Consider the following 17,831-nt stretch of genomic DNA (forward strand, 5'->3'; position numbering starts at 1 on the left):
GGTGTGAAAGCAGAGATAAACTGAACGCTAGATTGATGCCAATGAAAAAAGATCACCCTGAAGACGTGACGCTGCTGCGCACGCAGTTAATGTCGCTGGTGCGCCGTATGCGGCGCGAATCGCGCAGCGACGAAAAATCCTGGGCCCAGCTGATGCTGTTGGGGGCTATCGATCGCCACGGCGGCGAGGCGACGCCGTCGCTGCTGGCGGAATCGGAGCGCATGCGTTCCTCAAACCTGGCGGCCGCGTTGCGTGAGCTGGAGGCCGATGGGCTGCTGGTGCGCACGCCGGATGCCGAAGACAAACGCCGGGTGCGGGTGCGCCTGACGCCCGCCGGGCTGGGCCTGCTGCAGGAGAGCCGTACCCGGCGCGAGGCGTGGTTGCTGGCGGCGATGGAAAACTGTTTAACGGAGCGGGAGCAGGCGCTGTTGATTGAGGCGGGGGCCTTGATGGCGCGGCTGGCGGCGGCGCCGTCAGCGGAAACGGAATAATCGGCGGGGCGGCCGGTGCGCCGCCCCCGCGGCGAGGTTACGGCATCGGCCAATCGACCGGCATGGTGCTGACCACGTCCACATAGCGATCCCAGGCCGATGACCAGAATTGGGTGAAAGCTTCCAGGGTGAGGTGGATACCCATCAGGCCCATCACGAACCAGCAGGCGGTAAACAGGCCCAGGCTGCTGAACATGAACGCCATGCCGTTACGGCTGGTTTTACGGCAAACGACGTTTAACTGGCTGGCGAAGAACATCATCACGGCGCTCAGCAACTCCCAGCGCATCATGACTAAACCGGTGGCAATGGTACTCATCGAACTCGATCCTATGTAACAAAAGCCGCATCCGGCAGGGCGCCGACAGGGAAATGCGGGGGAATATCGGGAATAGTGTGATTCAGATCACATTGTAGCATTGGGGCGAACGGCGGCTCAATGGGAAGCGCGGTGAAAAAAACGCCGCCGGTAACATTCCAATATGCTGAAACAGTTATGCCATTTCATTAGCAACCTTTTCATGGGGCGGTGCGCCCGATAACGCTATGCTTGCCGGCTTTTCAGTTCCCTGATTTTGCGGGGAAATGTGACGCAAAAGGTATCGGCACCGCATGGCCCTGTTAAAAGAAACAATTCGCGACCACTCTGCGGAAGAGAGGCTGTTTATCCGCCGGGCAGGCGTGGCGCTGGCGCTGGTGGTGGTCTGTTTCGGCGCGCTGATCGTCAACCTCTACCGGCTGCAAATCCGCCAGCACGGCTTTTACCAGACGCGCTCCAACCAGAACGACATCAAAATGCTGCCGATCGCCCCCAGCCGGGGGCTGATCTTCGATCGCAACGGCACGCCTTTGGTGCGAAACGTGACACTGTATCGTATCGAGATCACGCCCAGCAAAATCAGCGACATGGCGGCGCTGCTGCAGGCGCTGACGCCGATCGTCGACCTGACGCCGGAGGACATCAGCGCGTTTCGCGACGACATGCACCACAACAGCCGCTACAAACCGGTGACGCTCAAAGCCGGGCTGAGCGACACCGAGGTGGCGCGCTTTGCCGTCAATCAATACCGTTTCGACGGAGTGACGATCGATACCTATCAACAGCGTGAATATCCTTACGGCGCCCAGCTGGCGCACGTGCTGGGCTATGTGTCGAAGATCAACGACAGCGATCTCAAACGCCTGGACAAGGCCGGGCTGAGCGAGAACTATGCCGCCGACCGCAACATCGGCAAACAGGGCATCGAGGCCTATTACGAGGCCGAACTGCACGGCACCACCGGCTATCAGGAGGTGGAGGTGGATAATCACGGTCGCGTGATCCGCCTGCTGAAAGAGCAGCCGCCGAAGGCCGGCAAGAACATCTACCTGACGCTGGATTTGCCGCTGCAGCAGTACATTGAATCGGTGCTGAAGGGGCAGCGCGCCGCGGTGGTGGTGGAAGATCCGCGCGACGGTGGCATCCTGGCGATGGTTTCCAGCCCCAGCTACGATCCCAATCCTTTCGTCAAAGGCATCGGCTATCAGGCCTATAAGGCGCTGCTGACCAACCCGGATTTGCCGCTGATCAACCGCGTCACCCAGGGCTTATACCCGCCGGCGTCGACGGTGAAGCCCTACATGGCCGTTTCGGCGCTGTTCGCCGGCGTGATAACGCCCACCACCACCTTTTTCGGCGCCCCGACCTGGACGCTGCCCGGTACCGAGCGCCGCTACCGCGACTGGCTGAAAACCGGCCACGGCATGCTCAACGTCACTAAAGCCATTGAGGAATCCGCCGACACCTTCTTTTATCAGGTGGCGTATGAGATGGGCATCGATCGTATCCACCACTGGCTGAGCCTGTTCGGCTACGGCCAGTCCACCGGCATCGATCTGAACGAAGAGTACCGCGGCGTGCTGCCGAGCCGCGACTGGAAGCTGAAGGTGCACAAAAAAGGCTGGTATCAGGGGGATACGGTTTCGGTGGGCATCGGCCAGGGGTATTGGGTGGCGACGCCGATCCAGATGGTGAAAGCGCTGACCACGCTGATCAACAACGGCCAGGTGAAAACGCCGCACCTGCTGTATTCGCTGCAGCAGGGCAACCGGGTGACGCGCTACCCGCCGCCGGCGAAAACGGCGCAGATCGGCGATCCCCATTCGCCTTACTGGGGCATCGTGCGCAATGGCATGTACGGCATGGCCAATCTGCCGAACGGCACCGGGTACAAGCTGTTCCACACCGCGCCGTATCAGATCGCCGCCAAATCCGGCACTTCGCAGGTATTCAGCCTGAAGCAAAACCAGACCTACAACGCCAAAATGATCCCGGTGCGGCTGCGCGATCACATCTTCTATACGCTGTTCGCGCCTTACAAAAACCCACGGGTGGCGATGGCGCTGATCCTGGAAAACGGCGGCGGTAACGGCGTGGTGGCGGGGCCGACCGCCCGCGCCATCCTCGACCATATTTTTGATCCGGCCAACGCGCCGCGGCCCGGCGATGCGAGGCAAAGTAAACCGCAGTTAAACGACAGTGCCGATGTGCAACGGTGAGGCGGTTTGTTTTTACTTTCTTACAAACTGCAATCTCCTGACCATTTCCGGCAAGGTAGACTGAAATAACACCATAAACCGAATAAAAACGCAGGGTTAACACAACAGTGGCGCCATCGACCAAAAAAAGCGGTAAAACCTATTCCACAGTTCGTTTCGGCTGGATTTGCGCCGGCATGCTGGTCTGTTTTTTTCTGTTGGCGTTCAGGGTCGGTTACCTGCAGCTGCTGGAGCACCAGCAGCTGGCGGATCAGGCCGACCAGCGTTCGATCCGCACCCAGGTGGTGCCGACCAACCGCGCCATGATCACCGATCGCAACGATGAGGCGCTGGCGGTCAGCGTGTCGTCCAAAGACATCGTGCTGGACCCGAAACACATTCTCGATTCCCAGACCGACACCGGCAACGAGCGCTGGCAGAGCATGGCCAACGTGCTGAAGATCCCGCTGGCGGACGTGCAGCATCTGATCCAGAGCAACGCGCACAAGCGTTTCGTCTATCTGGCGCGCAAGGTGGAGGACGACAACGCTGCCTACATCAGCAAACTGCACCTGACCGGCGTCAGCACCGAGCAGGATTTCAGCCGCTTTTATCCGATGGGCCAGGACGCCGCCGGGCTGATCGGCATCGTCGGCCAGGACAACCAGGGGCTGGAGGGCATCGAGCTGGGCTTCAACCCGCTGTTGCAGGGCAAAAACGGCCTGCGGGTCTATCAGAAGGACGGCAGCGGCGCGGTGATCGGCGTGCTTAAAAGCGTGGATCCGGTGCCGCCGCCGAACGTGACGCTCAGCATCGACAAATTTATCCAGTACGTGCTCTATGCGCAGATCCGCGACGGCGTGGTGGCCAACCAGGCCGACTCCGGCTGTGCGGTGCTGGTCAAGATCGACACCGGCGAGATCCTCGGCATGGCCAGCTACCCGTCGTTCAACCCCAACAACTATGCCGGCACCCCGGCGAAAGACATTCGCAACGTGTGCAGCAGCGACAGCTTCGAACCAGGCTCGACGGTGAAACCGGTGGTGGTGATGGTGGGGCTGGAGCATAAGCTGATCCGGCCGGATACGGTGCTGGACACCACGCCGTATCGGGTGAACGGTCACCTGATTAAAGACGTCGGCCACTGGTCGAAGCTGACCATCACCGGCGTGCTGCAAAAATCGAGCGACATCGCGGTATCGCACATTGCGCTGGCGCTGCCGGCCACGGTGCTGCCGGCGGTCTACCGCAGCTTTGGCCTGGGGCGGCCGACCGAGCTCGGCATCGGCAATGAGAGCAGCGGCTATCTGCCGCAGCATCGCGAACGCTGGGCCGATATTGAACGCGCTACCTTCTCCTTCGGCTATGGGCTGCGCGTGACGCCGCTGCAGATGGCGCGCGAGTACGCCGCGATCGGCTCCTTCGGCATTTATCGGCCGCTGTCGATCACCAAGGTGACGCCGCCGGTGATGGGGCAACGCATTTTGCCGGCGGATACGGTACGCTCCGTGGTGCATATGATGGAGAGCGACGCCTTGCCGGGCGGCAGCGGGGTGAGCGCCGCGGTGCCGGGCTACCGGCTGGCGATCAAAACCGGTACCGCCGAGAAAATGGGCCCGAGCGGCAAATACGACGGCGGCTACATCAACTACACCGCCGGCGTGGCGCCGGCCAGCGATCCGCAGGTGGCGCTGGTGGTGATGGTCAACAACCCGAAAGCCGGCAAGCACTTCGGCGGTTCGGTGGCCGGGCCGGTGTTCGGCAAGATCATGGCCCAGGTGCTGGAGCACATGAATATTCTGCCGGACGCCCAGCCGCTTAACGTGGTGTCGTCGGTCAAGGGGTAACCGATCTGCAGGCGCTTCAGCGCCTGCAGATCGGCGTTCACCAGCCCGGCGTCGCGGGCGAACAGCGCGTCGACCATGCCCGGCTGGCGGCGATGCTTCAGTGTAGATCCCGACGCGTTCAGAAGTAGTAACCGATGTTCACGTTGGTGCGAAAATACCATTTATTGCTGCCGGAGGATTGGGTGCCGGTCCAGCCGGTGGCGTTTTCCACGCCGCCCCACGGGTTGGCGTTCTGCGCCCAGGTCAGATCCACCCACAGCATCACCGGCATGGCGAACACCTGAACCCCCAGCGTGTTCATTTTGGAATCTGAGCCGCCGTGCCTGTCTTTCCATAGCACGCTGTAGTCGTTGTAGAACCGCAGCTTTTTCACCGGCCCCCAGGGCACGTCGACGTCGCGCGCCAGGTTGATGGCGGCGGTGGTGGCCTGCGACGGGATCAGATAGGCCGGTGTCAGGCCGTTGCCCCCCATCAGGATCACCGAATTGTTGGCCCCGGCCGGGCCTTTGGCGTCGTAACCGTAGCGGATCACCTGGCCGGACAGATGCCAGGGATTGTAATTCACCAGCGTATGCAGGCCCGCCGCCCAGAAGCTGCCGTTATCGCCGGTCGCCTGGTTATAGAGCCGCGAGGCCGCCAGCGAACCGCCAAACTCATTGTCCCAGCCGCCCTGATGGAAAGCGCGCGTCAGCCGCAGGTTTACCTGATCGCGTTTTTCGTTGCGCTGCAGGTGCTGTGACGCATAGTTGGTGTTTTTCAGATCGTCGTAGCTGGCGACGTCGGGGGCGTAACGCACGCCGGTCGGCATCATGCGCGGGTAGTAGGCGGCGTCGAAGGCCCAATCGTCATGCTGATATTGGTATTTGGCGCCCAGCCCGGTGTTGACGCCAAAGCCGAGGTAAAACGGAATGCCGTACGACCAGCCGAACTGCGGGTAGGGCATCAGGCCGAACGGTTTGAACGGCGCGCCAAGCTGCACGGCGGAACGTTCAGACAGGTGGTAACCGACATAGGCGCGGTCGATGGCGTATTTGCGCCGATCCTGAAACCAGAATCCGCTATCGAAAAACGCGTCGTTTATCTGGCCGGCGGCATCGATGCGAAAGGCGTCAAAGCGTAAATGCGGCGGATTCCGATAATTGCTGCTGTGCCAGTCTTCATAGCGATAATTGGCACGCAGCGCGCCGCCGATATCAATATTCTTTTTATTATCCTCGCTTTGCCAATGAATATGCGGCAATGCCGGACGGCTTTTTTTTACCGGTGCCGCGGTGGCGGCAGCGTCGTTGGGCAATGCGGCGGTGGCCGCATAACTCACTGGTGAAACAAGAAAAAAACAAAGCGTGATCGTGCGCATGCCTGGCCCCTGATGAAAGTAGACTGTTTATTAAGGCGAGCGAGTTTCACCTGTGAACAGGGCATTTACGCTCATTGGTTTTATATTTGAGACGATTTTATTGTGCGTTTCATATATTAAATTCAGCGTCAGTTAATATATGAAACTTTGTTTCTTGTTTAATGGAAAAACTATAAATCCGGTATTAAACAAGTCAAGAAATAAAAATGAGAGTTGACGGGCAATACCGATTATTGGTCTGCGGGGGCGACGCAAAGCAGGCTGAAATATTAGTGTCATCAATGCCCGTTAGACTCGCGGCATCCTGGTATTACTGACTAAAAATCATGAACATAAAACTGACACTGGGCCGCAGGGTAAAATCTGCGGCAGCGCTGCCGCGCGCGTTTGGCTTCGGCAAGAGCATGGGCTTATTAAGCGGCGTAATTTGCGTTATCGCGCTATTTTCTCTGCTGCAATTGTTTTCCACCGTATTTATTTCCAATATTCTGCGCGACGCCAAGGTTAACCTGGTGACGGGCGACGCCTTGCATCGCCAGCAGGCGACGATGGATCGCGCCAGACTGTCGCTGCTGACGGCCAGCGACACCCTGAACCGTGCGGGCATCTATTATCTGCAGGACAAAGCCACCGGCTCCGACGGCAGCTGGCACAGCCTGCTGGATGAGTCGTTGGCGGCGCTGCAGGCTTCAGAGCAGGCCTTTGCCCGGTTCGAGCGCTTGAGCGCGGATGCGCCGGAAGCGCCGGGTGCCCTGCAAGACAGCTATCGCCTGTTCTATGACGGCCTGAAAGAGCAGGCGCAAGGATTGCAGGGCAACAGCATCGATGCGTTTTTCGCCGTGCCGATCCAGGCGTTTCAGGCTGATTTCAACGAGAAGTATCTCGCTTACCAGGCGCTGAATGAACGGCGTGGCGATGACGTCAACGTGCGGCAGTTGGCGGCGCTGGAGCAGGCCAGAACCTTTGCGCTCGGCGCGTTGGCCGCGCTGGCGCTGATCGCCGTGGGCGTTTGGTTCGGCGTCTCTCGCTGGGTGATCGCACCGCTGCGGCAGGCGATCGCGCACCTCAACGTACTGGCCGCCGGCGACCTTTCGCGGCCGCTGCCGCCTGGGCGCGCGTTCAACCGCGAGATGCGTCAGCTGCAGACCAGCATTGGCCATATGCAGGGCGGCCTGCAACGCCTGGTGAGCGAGGTGCGCGATGCGGCGGGCGGGATCCTGAACGGCGTCGGGCGGCTGGCGGACGGCAATCGACAGTTGACGGCGCAGTCGGCGAAGCAGGACGGCGAATTGCAGTTGGCGACCGAGCACGTGCGGCAACTGGCGGCGCGGGTGGAAGAAAACGGCCAATATGCGCAGCAGGCCAGCCAACGAACCGAACAGGCCCGGCAGTGCGCCGGCGCCGGTGAGCGGATGATGCAAACCGTCAATGTTTCGATGCAAGGGATCGTCAACCAATCGGCCGAGATGCGCGGCATCGTCGCGCTGATCGACAGCGTGGCGTTCCAGACCAATATTCTGGCGCTGAATGCGGCGATCGAGGCCGCGCACGCCGGCGTTCACGGCCGCGGCTTTGCCATCGTGGCCAAAGAGGTGGGCCTGTTGGCGCAAAAGAGCAGCCATTCGACGCGCGATATTCAGCAGTTGATCAACCGTTCGCTGCAGCAAATCGATCAAGGCTCGCAGGCGGTGGATCTACTGACGGGCAACCTGCGCCAGATTATCGATCTGGTGAACAAATGCAGTGCGCTGATGGGGGACATTTCCCTGGCGTCGCTCAATCAGGGGGAGAGCATTCAGGACGTGACGGCGCGTATCGCGGCGCTGAATCAGGTAGCGCGGCAAACCGGCACGGTGGTGAACGCGGTGACCGAGGCTTCGCAGCGGTTACAGGGCGAGTCGGAACGGTTAGAAAAAGCGATGGCGCGCTTCAGGCTGCCGGCGCAATAAATAACCACGCCGCAGATTAATGAATAATAAAGCTGCGTTTAACGTTATTTATTATTTTCCCTCACTGAGGGAATTTATCGCGATAAAAAAAACAGGCCGGCGCTTATGGGTTAAAAAAGCGCCGGCCTGCAGAGATTATTTTAACCGGATGATTAACGGCCGGTCTGGTGGCCGATAATGCCGCCCAGCGCTGCGCCGCCCAGGGTGCCCAGCGTACTGCCGTCGGTCAGCACAGCGCCGCCGACGGCGCCCACGCCCGCGCCGATCGCCGTGTTGCGATCGCGCTTGGACATATGCCCGCATGCGGTAACGGAAAGCGTTGCCATGACCACCACCAACACACCTGCGGCACGTTTAATATTCATAATGAGTTCCTGGTAAATTGGCTGATTAATAGATTAAAAATAATCCGATTAACCTGCCGGTAGAAGTTGAGATGAATGTATTCCTCCGTAAGAAAATCGAACAGGTAAAAATTCTTAATTTTGCGGCGCTGAAAAGCAATTGCTCGCCGAATGCGCGGCCGCCGGCAAAACCGCTGGTCTATACTGGGAAGACGCCTCGCGGAGGGGCGCACACTCTGGAGGCCGCCATGTCCGATCTCGTTTCCGCATCCGGCAAACCGGTGAAAATCCCCGGCCCTGATCACCCGATCACCTTGACCCGCCACCCGACGCGGGTCGTGGTGCGTGCCGGCGGTCAGACCCTGGCCGACAGCCAAAACGCGCTCATTCTGCAGGAAGCCACCTATCCGCCGGTGTTTTACTTTCCGCGTGAGGACGTGAATATGGCGCTGTTGCAGAAAAACGAGCACGTCAGCTACTGCCCTTATAAGGGCGACTGCAGTTATTTCTCCCTGGCGCTTAACGGCGAGCAGGAGGCCAATGTGGCCTGGAGCTATGAAATGCCCTACAACGCCGTGGTGGCGATCAAGGATCATCTGGCATTTTATCCCGACAAAGTGGCGGAAATCCGTGCCGAAGCCTGAGCCCCGCCACATCCGGGCGTGGGCAGGTTGACATTCTTCTTATCCCTACTCATTATGTGTATTACCGGAAATTGATACGTTTTCCTTATGTTTTAGTCCGACATAAACGAAACTCTGAGCAGGTGCCAAGGTGTCTACCTCTACGCGATTTGCCGTTGCCATCCATATTCTGACCAATATCACGCTGTGCCGTGGCCAGACGGTGCGTTCCGAAGATATCGCGCGCAGCGTCAACACCAACCCGACGGTGGTGCGGCGCATCCTCGGCGCGCTGGCGGAGGCGGGGCTGACCTATTCACAGATGGGGCAAGGCGGCGGGGCGCTGCTGGCGCGGCCGGCGGAAGCGATCTCGTTGCTGGACGTGTATCGCGCGGTGGAAGATCAACCGTATTTCATGCTGCACCGTACCCGGCCTAACGATGCGTGCTATATCGGCCACGCCATTACCCCGGTGCTGGAGCAAGAGTTTGCGCGCGTCGGTCTCGCGCTGGAAGCCAGCCTGGCGCAAACCAGCATCGCCGAAATGGCCGGGCAGGTCGAGCGGCGCGCAGGCTATCCTTTTGTCCCTTGTTCGCCGCAATATCAAGCGGATACGCAATAAAAACCCGCGCCAATTCCTTCTTCGCGCAGAGCATTTTTTGCATTGCGTTAATGTAATTGTGTAAGTTACATTAGCTCGCATCAAGTGTGATGTAGCTCACGTTTTAGACTGCTTCCCCACGATACTCAACCGATTGGCCGGAAACCTTTTCTTCCGGCACAGATTCGCTGTGCTTATAAACCAGGAGAGAACGATGTTAGAAATGATTGAAAGCTTGGCCACCGTGGTGGTCCTGGTGCCGGTAATGGTGGCCGTTTTGCTCGGCGCGATTTACGGCCTGGGTGAAGTGTTCAACGTCTTTTCCGCTATCGGCCGCAAAAAAGGCTGATCGGCACGCCAGGGGGCGGCTCTCGTCCTCCGGCCCCCGCATTTTCCTTCCCATCATTACTCCATCGCGTATACCGTCTCTAATCCCGAAAAAGCCGGGCGCTCAGCGTATCGATAAACACCCTGAGTTTTGGCGTCAGGTGTTTGCTGGAAGGCCAGAGGACTTTAAAGCTGCCGGTGTGGTGGCAATGCTCAGACAAGATCGGTTGCAATCGCCCCTGTTCCCGTGCGCGCTTTACGGCAAAATCCGGCAAACAGGCGATGCCCTGGCCGCTTTCCGCCAGGTAAATCAGGGTATCGACGGTATTGCAGACCAGCCGGGCGTTGGTCCCCTCGGCGAGCAGCTTTTCCCATCCGGCGATCGGCCAGGGCTCCACTTTGCCGGTAGAGGGAAATTTGTACAGCAGGCAGGCATGGCCTTGCAGTTCCGCCGGTTGATGCGGGATCCCCATCTGGCGCAAATAATCCGGCGAGGCCACCAGCTGCAGATGAAACGTGCCAAGCTGGCGGCTCATCAGCCGTGAGTCTTCAGTCTCGCCGACGCGAACCACGGCATCAAAACCTTCTTCGATGACATCGACCCGACGGTCGGAAAAATCGGTTTCCAGCTCAATTTCCGGGTAACGCCGAACAAATTCCGCCAGCACCGGATTCAACAGGCCGCCCACCAGCGGCAAACTGACACGCAGCTTGCCGCGCGGCGCGCTGTGCGTATCGCTGATTTCCCGTTCCGCCGCCGCCAATTCCCCGAGAATGCGCTGACAGCGGTGCAGAAACAGCCGGCCTTCGGCGGTCAGCGTCATGCTGCGCGTGCTGCGGTGAAACAGGCGCGCGCCCAGCCGGTTTTCCAGGCGGGCGATGCTTTTCCCCACCGCGGAAGCGGAAATGCCGAGCACACGCCCGGCCTCAACGAAACTCAGCGTCTCCGCGGCCTGCACAAAGACGCTTACCCCAGACAGATTATCCATTGCTTACTCCATTGCGGACGTGAATGTCCGCTATGAAAGGAAATCTAGCCTGTTTTTCCGTTAATCACCACGCTCTATGCTCGGTGGCGACAGCATAGGCTGACTACCTGGAGCAATAAATATGAGTGAATACGGATCCTCCACCAACGCGATCGACGGCGCGCTAGAGAAAGCTTTGCGCGAAAAACGCTTGGTTGGCGCGGTCGTTTTGGTGGCGCAGGGCGGTGAGATCGTTTATCGACGCGCGGCGGGCATGGCGGATCGCGAAGCGGGCAAGCCGATGGCGTGCAATACGCTGTTTCGGCTGGCTTCGGTGTCCAAACCGATCGTGTCCACGGCGGCGTTGGCGCTGATGGCGCAAGGCGGCATGCGGTTAGACGATCCGATCACGCGTTGGCTGCCGAATTTTCGCCCGCGGCTGGCGGACGGCACCCAACCGTTGATGACGCTATGGCATTTGATGACCCACACCGCCGGATTAAGCTACCGTTTTTTCCAGCCGGAAGGGGGATTCTACGCCCAGTCGGCGGTCTCCGACGGCATGGATGAGGCGGCGGTAAGCCTGCAGGAAAATGTGCGGCGTATCGCTTCCGCGCCGTTGCTGGCTCCGCCCGGCGCGGCGTGGCGTTATTCCATCGCCACCGATGTGTTGGGCGCGGTTATTGAACAGGCGAGCGGCCTGCCGCTGGCGCAGGCGGTCAAAAAATGGGTGACCGGGCCGCTGGCGATGACGGATACCGATTTCCTGGCGGTGGACGCCGCGCGTTTGGCGGCCGCATACGCCGACCATCCCGGCGAGCCACGCCGCCTGCGCCAGCCGGATCGCTTACCGTTCATCGACGGCAGCGCCGGTTTTCATCTGTCGCCGGCGCGAGCGCTGGATCCGCAGGCGTACGCCTCCGGCGGCGCCGGCATGGTCGGTTCGGCGGAGGATTTCCTGCGCCTGCTGGAAACGTTGCGCCAGGGGGGCGGGCAGGTGCTGCCGGCTGATTGGGTGGCGGCGCTGACCACCAACCAAATCGGCGATCTGCCGATGCCGTTTTGGCCAGGGCGCGGGTTTGGCCTGGGCATCACCGTGCTGAAAGATCCCGTCGCCGCGCAAACGCCGGAGTCCGTTGGCAGCTGGCGGATGGGCGGCACCTATGGCCACTCGTGGTTTGTCGATCCTGCCCGGCAGCTCAGCGTGGTGGCGTTTACCAACACGGCGCTGGAGGGGATGTCCGGCGCCTTTGTCGGCGAGATTTGTCAGGCGGTTTATGCCGCGACGGGAGCGATGTGATGGGCCTGTTGCCACCGATTTTCTTCATCGCGCTGGGGCTGTTCGGCGTTTACTGCATCGAGTTTGGCGTAGTGGGTATCTTGCCGCAGATCATCGCGCGCTATGGCATCTCCACGGCGCAGGCCGGCTGGCTGGTCGGGGTCTTCGCCCTGACCATTGCGCTGTTCGGGCCGCTGTTGGTGCTGCTGGCGTCGCGGTTTAATCGCAAACGCATGCTGTTGATCGCGTTGGCCGTGTTTGCGGCAGCCAGCGCGCTGGCCGCTCAGGCGGACAGCTTTGCCATGCTCATGCTGCTGCGCATTTTGCCGGCGTTGTTTCACCCGATCTACTTTTCACTGGCGATGGTGGCGGCCGCGGCGCTTTATCCGCCGCATCTGGCCACCAAAGCAACCGCTTATGCGTTTATCGGCACCAGCATGGGCATGGTGTTGGGGATACCGTTGACGCAATGGATCGCCGGGCAGTTCAGCTACGAGGCGTCGTTCCGATTTTGCGCGCTGGTCAACCTGCTGGCGGCGCTGGGATTGCTGTGGCGCTTGCCTGATGCGGCCGTGCAGCGCCTCAGCTATGGCAAGCAGTTGGCCATCCTGCGCAGCGGCACGCTGTGGCTGAATATCACCACCTGCGTGCTGATCTTTGCCGCCATGTTTGCCGTCTACGCTTACGCGGCCGAGTACCTCAGCCGTGAAATCGGCCTCAGCGGCGGCGCCATCGGCTTGCTTCTGGTGGCGTTCGGTGTGGGCGGTGTCGCAGGCAACCTGTTGGCCGGCAAGGGGTTGAGCCGTCATCGTGCGGTGACGGTGTTGCTGCACCCGATAGCCTTGATGGCGGCCTATGCGCTGCTGTATCGCTACGGCAGCGCGAATATCGGTTCAATGACGGCGCTTTGTCTGTACTGGGGGGCGGCGCACACCAGCGGTTTGATCGTGACGCAGATCTGGCTGACCTCCGAAGCGCCGCAGGCGCCGGCGTTCGCCACCGGGCTGTATATCGCCTTTATCAACCTGGGCGTGGCGGTGGGGTCGCTGGTGGGCGGCTGGTTTATCGCCGCCTGGGGGCTGCCGGGCAGCCTGCTGTGCGGGGCCATGTTTGCCGCACTGGCGGCGATCGCGATCGCCGCCAGGCTGTGGCTGCAACGGCAGGCTACGGTTGCGTTGCGTCAATCATCGCCATCACCTGCCGAAACATCGCGCTTTCCGCATCGGCCAGTGCGTTGACCAGCGTAAAGTGATTGCAGTGGCGATCGGCCAGCAACTGGACGTCGAGGCCGCGCGCCAGGCAGGCGTCATAATAGGCCTGCGTCTGGTTTTTGAAGCCTTGGGTTTCCCGCTGGCCGACGTCGAGCAGGATCTGCGGCGCATGTTCTTTCGCCGGCAGCAAAAACAGCGGGCTGAGGGCTTGCGCCTGTTCGGGCGTCAGGTGCAGCCAGTCGTTGATATAGATATCGCACAGCGGCCGCAGATCGTAGAGGCCGCTCAGCGCCAGCGCGCCTTTGATCGCGTCGGGCGGCAGGCGATAGCGTTGCTGCCAGCCGTCGGCGATCAGCATGCCGCACAGGTGGCCGCCGGCCGAACTGCCGCTGACGAAAATGCGCGCCGGATCGATGCCGAAGGGCGCCCCGTGATGATAGAGCCAGGCGACGGCGCTGCGCACCTCGTGCACGATCTCCGCCAGCGTCGCTTCCGGCGCCAGCGTATATTCCAGCGTGGCGACCGCCACGCCGCGGCGGGCAAACGCGGCGGCCATCGAGCAGGCTTCCTCTTTGCGCTGTGAATGCCAGTAGCCGCCATGAATAAAGATCAGCAGCGGGGCGGGCTGTGCGCTGGCCGGGAACAGATCGAGGCGCTCGGCGGCGCTCATGCCGTAGCGCAGATCGTAAATGCCCGGCGTCTGCGCCCTGGCACGCTGGGCCAGCGCGGCGTATTCCGCCATGCAGGCGTCAAAATCTTCCACCGAAGCGCGGGCGTTGTATTGCACGGCGCGCGCGCTCAGGTCTGAAAACGTCAGATCGATGCTCATCACTTCTCCTGATTGTTATGCGTTATGCCCTCATCGTCGTCCCGCAGGCGAAAAGATGTTTGATCTTCGGTGCGCATCATTGCGGCTTCTCTGATGCTGTTTTCTGCTGTATATTGCTGCTTTATGCTTTTTACTGCGGAATAAACCCATGCACAAAGCGGCACGACAGCGCCATTTATTGGATTTGCTCAGCGAACGCGGGCAGGCGGCGGTGGCGGAATTGGCCGGCGCCATCGGCGTTTCGGTCGATACCGTGCGCCGCGATCTGGCCGATCTCGAGCGGCAAGGGTTGGCGCAGAAACATCACGGCGGGGCGATCGCGCTCGAACCGTCCGGCATGCCGCGCCAGGCGCGCGCGGCGCTGTTGCCGCAGGTCAAGCAGCGGCTCGGCCGCGCGGTGGCCGCGCAGATCCCGCCCGGCAGCACCCTGATGCTGGATGCGGGCAGCACGCTGCTGGCGGTGGCGCAGGCACTGCGCGGGCCGGCCACGGTGATCACCGCTTCGCTGGATATCGCGCAGTGCCTGAGCGACAGGCCGGAGATCAACCTGATTCTGCTCGGCGGCCAGTGGGATGCGCGCCAGCGGCTGTTCGCCGGCAGCGCCACCCTGGCATTGCTGGAACGCTACCGCGCGGATATCGCCTTGCTGGGCGCCTGCGCGGTGCATGCGCAGCTGGGGCTGAGCGCCGGCGAGGAGGCCGATGCAGATGTCAAACGCGCCATGCTGGCCAACAGCGGCGAGCGCTGGCTGGTGGCCGACCATATGAAGCTGGATCGCTGCGAACCGCATCACGTTACGGATCTGGCGCAGATCCAACGCCTGTTTACCGATCGCCCGTGGGACAACCTGGACGAACAGTCACTGATTGAACTTTGTGTCGTCGCCGACGACCGCTAGAGGAGAACACTGATGAACGATACCGCTCGACCGTTGCAGGTGGCGCTGATTGGCTACGGCTTTGTCGGCAAGGCGTTTCACGCGCCGCTGATTAACGCGGTGCCGGGGCTGGAACTGAGCGTGGTGGCTTCGCGCGATGCCGCCAAGGTGCATGCCGATCTGCCGCACGCGCAGGTGATCGCCGATCCGCTGGAGGCCATCCGCCGGCCGGAGGTGGATTTGGTGGTGATCGCGTCGCCGAATGACACCCATGCGCCGCTGGCGCTGGCCGCGCTGGAGGCGGGCAAGCACGTGGTGGTGGATAAGCCCTTTACGCTGGACTTGGCGCAGGCGCGTACGCTGATTGCGGCGGCGGAAAAACACGATCGCCTGCTGTCGGTGTTCCAGAACCGCCGCTGGGACACCGACTACCTAGGGGTGAAGCAGGTGATCGAACAGGGGCTGATCGGCAAGGTGACGCACTTTGAGTCGCACATCGATCGTTACCGCCCCGAAGTGCGGGTGCGCTGGCGCGAGCAGAACCTGCCGGGCAGCGGGCTGTGGTTTGATCTGGGGCCGCACATGGTCGATCAGGCGCTGCAGCTGTTCGGTTTGCCGCACAGCGTGCAGGCCAACATCGCCACGCTGCGCCCCAACGCGCAGGTTAACGACTGGGCCCACGTGGTGCTCAACTACCCGACGCACCGCGTGATCCTGCATGGCAGCATGCTGGTGGCGGGCGGCGTGTCGCGCTTTACCGTGCACGGCGAGAAAGGCAGCGTGGTCAAAACGCGCGCCGACGGGCAGGAGAGCCAACTGCTGGCCGGCGTGACGCCGGGCTCGGCGGAGTGGGGCAAAGACGACGACGCGATGAGCCTGTTTATTGGCACGGAGCCGGTGCGCACGCTGCCGACGCCGGATGGCGATCAGCGCCAGTATTACTTCCAGGTACGCGACGCCCTGCGCGGCGCCGGCAGCAATCCGGTTACCGCTGCGCAGGCGCTGGCGGTGATGGCGGTGCTGGAGGCGGCCACCCTGGCGGCGGAAACCGGCGTCACCCAAACCCTGCCGCTCACCGAGGCGGAGATCGCTGCCTGGTAACGGCTCGCGTCAGATAAGGCGTCAGACGCATGGATACAGTGCATGCCGTGCGTCTTCCGCCATTCCAACCCCTGACATAGGCTAATCCTCAGTCTATGTCAGGAGTGTTTATCATGTTATCCCATCCTTCGCCGCAGGGCGTCCGCGGCATATTGGCCGCACTGTCTCTGAGCATGCTGCTGTCATCGCTCGGCATCAGCATCGCCAACGTCGGGCTGCCGGCGCTCGCCGCCGCGTTCCATGCTTCGTTCCAGGCGGTGCAATGGGTATTGCTCTGTTATTTACTGGCCGTCACCACCTGCATCATCGGCATCGGCCGCCTCGGCGACAGCCTTAATCGCCGCCGCCTGCTGCTGGCGGGCATCGCGCTGTTTACCGCCGCTTCGCTCGCTTGTGCGCTGGCCCCGCAGCTTTGGCTGCTGCTGGCGGCGCGCATGGCGCAGGGGCTGGGGGGCGCGGCCATGATGTCGATCGCCATGGCGCTGGCGGGCGAGGCGCTGGGCACGGATAAAATCGGCCGCGCGATGGGGCTGCTCGGCACCCTGTCGGCGGTGGGCACCGCGCTGGGGCCGTCGTTGGGCGGCGCGCTGATCGCCGGTTTCGGCTGGCGGGCGATGTTTCTTATCAATCTGCCGCTGGGGCTGCTGGCGCTGTGGCTCGCCTGGCGATACTTGCCGGATGGGGCACGCCCGGCAGCGCGCCAGGAACCGTTCGATCGCGCCGGTACGCTGCTGCTGGGCGGCGCATTGCTCTGCTATTCGCTGGCGATGACCCTTGGGCGCGGCAACTTCGGTGCGCTCAACCTGGCGTTGATGCTGGGGGCGCTGTTGGCGGGGGCGCTGTTTATCGGCGTGGAACGCCGCGCCGCATCGCCGCTGTTGGCGCCGGCGATGTTTCGCCATCCGGCCCTGACGGCGGGGCTGGCGGCCAGCGCGCTGGTGATGACGGTCATGACCGCCACGCTGGTGGTCGGGCCGTTCTACCTGTCGCGCGCGCTGGGGCTAAGCGCCGCGCAGGTCGGGCTGGTGATGTCGGCGGGGCCGGCGGTGGCGATCCTGACCGGCATTCCGGCCGGTTATCTGGTGGATCGTTTTGGATCGCAGCGCATTGGCCAGTTTGGGCTGGCGGCGGTGGCCGCCGGGGCGGCGTTGCTGTCGCTGCTTAACCGCTGGGGCGTGCTCGGCTATGTTGGCCCCATCGCGCTGCTGACCGCCGGCTATGCGCTGTTTCAGGTGGCCAACAACACCATGCTGATGAAGGATCTGTTTCCCGAACGGCGCGGGCTGGTCGCCGGCATGGTGAACCTGGCGCGCAATCTTGGGGCGATCACCGGCGCTTCGGCGCTGGGGGCGCTGTTTTATCTGGCTTCGCAGCGGGTGGCGGGCGCCGCCGCCGCCGCGGCTTACGGCATGCAGGTGACCTACGGCGTGGCGGCGCTGTTGGCGTTGGCGGCGCTGCTCATCGCCTTCGGCGGCCGCCGCCCGCGTCGGCGATGAATCCGTCTACGCCG

At 61.8% G+C, this 17,831-nt stretch carries 17 protein-coding genes; 12 read left to right on the forward strand and 5 right to left on the reverse strand.

Going from position 1 to position 17,831, the window contains the following annotated elements; genetic code table 11:
• The first annotated feature begins 41 nt into the window (after window positions 1–41).
• Window positions 42–491, forward strand: a complete 450-nt coding sequence (locus tag ACJ8PI_RS07580; protein ID WP_033634497.1) for a MarR family winged helix-turn-helix transcriptional regulator — start codon at window positions 42–44, stop codon at window positions 489–491.
• A 37-nt stretch (window positions 492–528) separates the two neighbouring features.
• Here ACJ8PI_RS07580 and ACJ8PI_RS07585 read toward each other — a convergent pair whose 3' ends face one another.
• A complete protein-coding gene (locus tag ACJ8PI_RS07585; RefSeq protein ID WP_033634498.1) occupies window positions 529–810 on the reverse strand; it encodes a YjcB family protein in 282 nt (93 codons plus the stop codon).
• 293 nt (window positions 811–1,103) lie between these two features.
• Here ACJ8PI_RS07585 and mrdA point away from each other — a divergent pair, with 293 nt between their 5' ends.
• Together mrdA and ACJ8PI_RS07595 are read left to right on the forward strand one after the other, a co-directional pair.
• Window positions 1,104–3,029, forward strand: a complete 1,926-nt coding sequence (mrdA, locus tag ACJ8PI_RS07590; RefSeq protein ID WP_164134247.1) for a penicillin-binding protein 2 — start codon at window positions 1,104–1,106, stop codon at window positions 3,027–3,029.
• A gap of 107 nt (window positions 3,030–3,136) precedes the next feature.
• Entirely contained in the window at window positions 3,137–4,855 is a 1,719-nt protein-coding gene (locus tag ACJ8PI_RS07595) for a penicillin-binding transpeptidase domain-containing protein (protein ID WP_033634500.1), read from the forward strand.
• Between the two features lie 118 nt (window positions 4,856–4,973).
• On the opposite strand, the gene ACJ8PI_RS07600 is transcribed toward ACJ8PI_RS07595, so the two are convergent.
• Entirely contained in the window at window positions 4,974–6,212 is a 1,239-nt protein-coding gene (locus ACJ8PI_RS07600; protein WP_164134246.1) for a hypothetical protein, read from the reverse strand.
• Between the two features lie 404 nt (window positions 6,213–6,616).
• Here ACJ8PI_RS07600 and ACJ8PI_RS07605 point away from each other — a divergent pair, with 404 nt between their 5' ends.
• Entirely contained in the window at window positions 6,617–8,161 is a 1,545-nt protein-coding gene (locus ACJ8PI_RS07605; protein WP_204350478.1) for a methyl-accepting chemotaxis protein, read from the forward strand.
• A 152-nt stretch (window positions 8,162–8,313) separates the two neighbouring features.
• On the opposite strand, the gene osmB is transcribed toward ACJ8PI_RS07605, so the two are convergent.
• Window positions 8,314–8,526, reverse strand: a complete 213-nt coding sequence (gene osmB / locus ACJ8PI_RS07610) for an osmotically-inducible lipoprotein OsmB (RefSeq protein ID WP_033648276.1) — start codon at window positions 8,524–8,526, stop codon at window positions 8,314–8,316.
• A 227-nt stretch (window positions 8,527–8,753) separates the two neighbouring features.
• Here osmB and ACJ8PI_RS07615 point away from each other — a divergent pair, with 227 nt between their 5' ends.
• From ACJ8PI_RS07615 to ACJ8PI_RS07625, 3 genes are all read left to right on the forward strand, one after another.
• Entirely contained in the window at window positions 8,754–9,149 is a 396-nt protein-coding gene (locus tag ACJ8PI_RS07615) for a DUF427 domain-containing protein (RefSeq protein WP_164134244.1), read from the forward strand.
• A 130-nt stretch (window positions 9,150–9,279) separates the two neighbouring features.
• Window positions 9,280–9,750: an Rrf2 family transcriptional regulator gene (locus ACJ8PI_RS07620; protein ID WP_033648278.1), complete on the forward strand. Its 471-nt coding sequence runs from the start codon at window positions 9,280–9,282 to the stop codon at window positions 9,748–9,750.
• Between the two features lie 193 nt (window positions 9,751–9,943).
• The gene (locus ACJ8PI_RS07625) at window positions 9,944–10,078 is read left to right on the forward strand and encodes an AcrZ family multidrug efflux pump-associated protein (protein ID WP_033634505.1); all 135 of its coding nucleotides are present in this window, start codon (window positions 9,944–9,946) and stop codon (window positions 10,076–10,078) included.
• Between the two features lie 79 nt (window positions 10,079–10,157).
• On the opposite strand, the gene ACJ8PI_RS07630 is transcribed toward ACJ8PI_RS07625, so the two are convergent.
• Window positions 10,158–11,045, reverse strand: coding sequence for a LysR family transcriptional regulator (locus ACJ8PI_RS07630; protein ID WP_164134243.1), 888 nt, complete (start codon window positions 11,043–11,045; stop codon window positions 10,158–10,160).
• Between the two features lie 121 nt (window positions 11,046–11,166).
• On the opposite strand from ACJ8PI_RS07630, the gene ACJ8PI_RS07635 reads away from it, so the two are divergent.
• Both ACJ8PI_RS07635 and ACJ8PI_RS07640 read left to right on the forward strand, forming a co-directional pair.
• On the forward strand, window positions 11,167–12,324 hold the full coding sequence (locus ACJ8PI_RS07635) for a serine hydrolase domain-containing protein (protein WP_033634507.1): 1,158 nt from the start codon (window positions 11,167–11,169) through the stop codon (window positions 12,322–12,324).
• Complete coding sequence (locus ACJ8PI_RS07640) at window positions 12,324–13,541, forward strand: MFS transporter (RefSeq protein WP_164134242.1); 1,218 nt, start codon at window positions 12,324–12,326, stop codon at window positions 13,539–13,541. Before ACJ8PI_RS07635 ends, ACJ8PI_RS07640 begins: the two co-directional genes overlap by 1 nt.
• Here ACJ8PI_RS07640 and ACJ8PI_RS07645 read toward each other — a convergent pair.
• Entirely contained in the window at window positions 13,468–14,343 is an 876-nt protein-coding gene (locus ACJ8PI_RS07645; RefSeq protein ID WP_164134241.1) for an alpha/beta hydrolase, read from the reverse strand. The two genes, ACJ8PI_RS07640 and ACJ8PI_RS07645, sit on opposite strands and share 74 nt — an antisense overlap.
• A 148-nt stretch (window positions 14,344–14,491) precedes the next feature.
• On the opposite strand from ACJ8PI_RS07645, the gene ACJ8PI_RS07650 reads away from it, so the two are divergent.
• The 3 genes from ACJ8PI_RS07650 to ACJ8PI_RS07660 all read left to right on the forward strand — a co-directional run bounded on the left by ACJ8PI_RS07650 (window position 14,492) and on the right by ACJ8PI_RS07660 (window position 17,817).
• The gene (locus ACJ8PI_RS07650; protein ID WP_164134240.1) at window positions 14,492–15,241 is read left to right on the forward strand and encodes a DeoR/GlpR family DNA-binding transcription regulator; all 750 of its coding nucleotides are present in this window, start codon (window positions 14,492–14,494) and stop codon (window positions 15,239–15,241) included.
• 12 nt (window positions 15,242–15,253) lie between these two features.
• A complete protein-coding gene (locus ACJ8PI_RS07655; RefSeq protein WP_164134239.1) occupies window positions 15,254–16,321 on the forward strand; it encodes an oxidoreductase in 1,068 nt (355 codons plus the stop codon).
• Between the two features lie 113 nt (window positions 16,322–16,434).
• Window positions 16,435–17,817, forward strand: coding sequence for an MFS transporter (locus ACJ8PI_RS07660; RefSeq protein ID WP_101426901.1), 1,383 nt, complete (start codon window positions 16,435–16,437; stop codon window positions 17,815–17,817).
• Window positions 17,818–17,831: the final 14 nt, after the last annotated feature.

Source organism: Serratia sp. CY82433, assembly GCF_052166535.1.
In the GTDB taxonomy this organism is placed as follows: domain Bacteria; phylum Pseudomonadota; class Gammaproteobacteria; order Enterobacterales; family Enterobacteriaceae; genus Serratia; species Serratia sarumanii.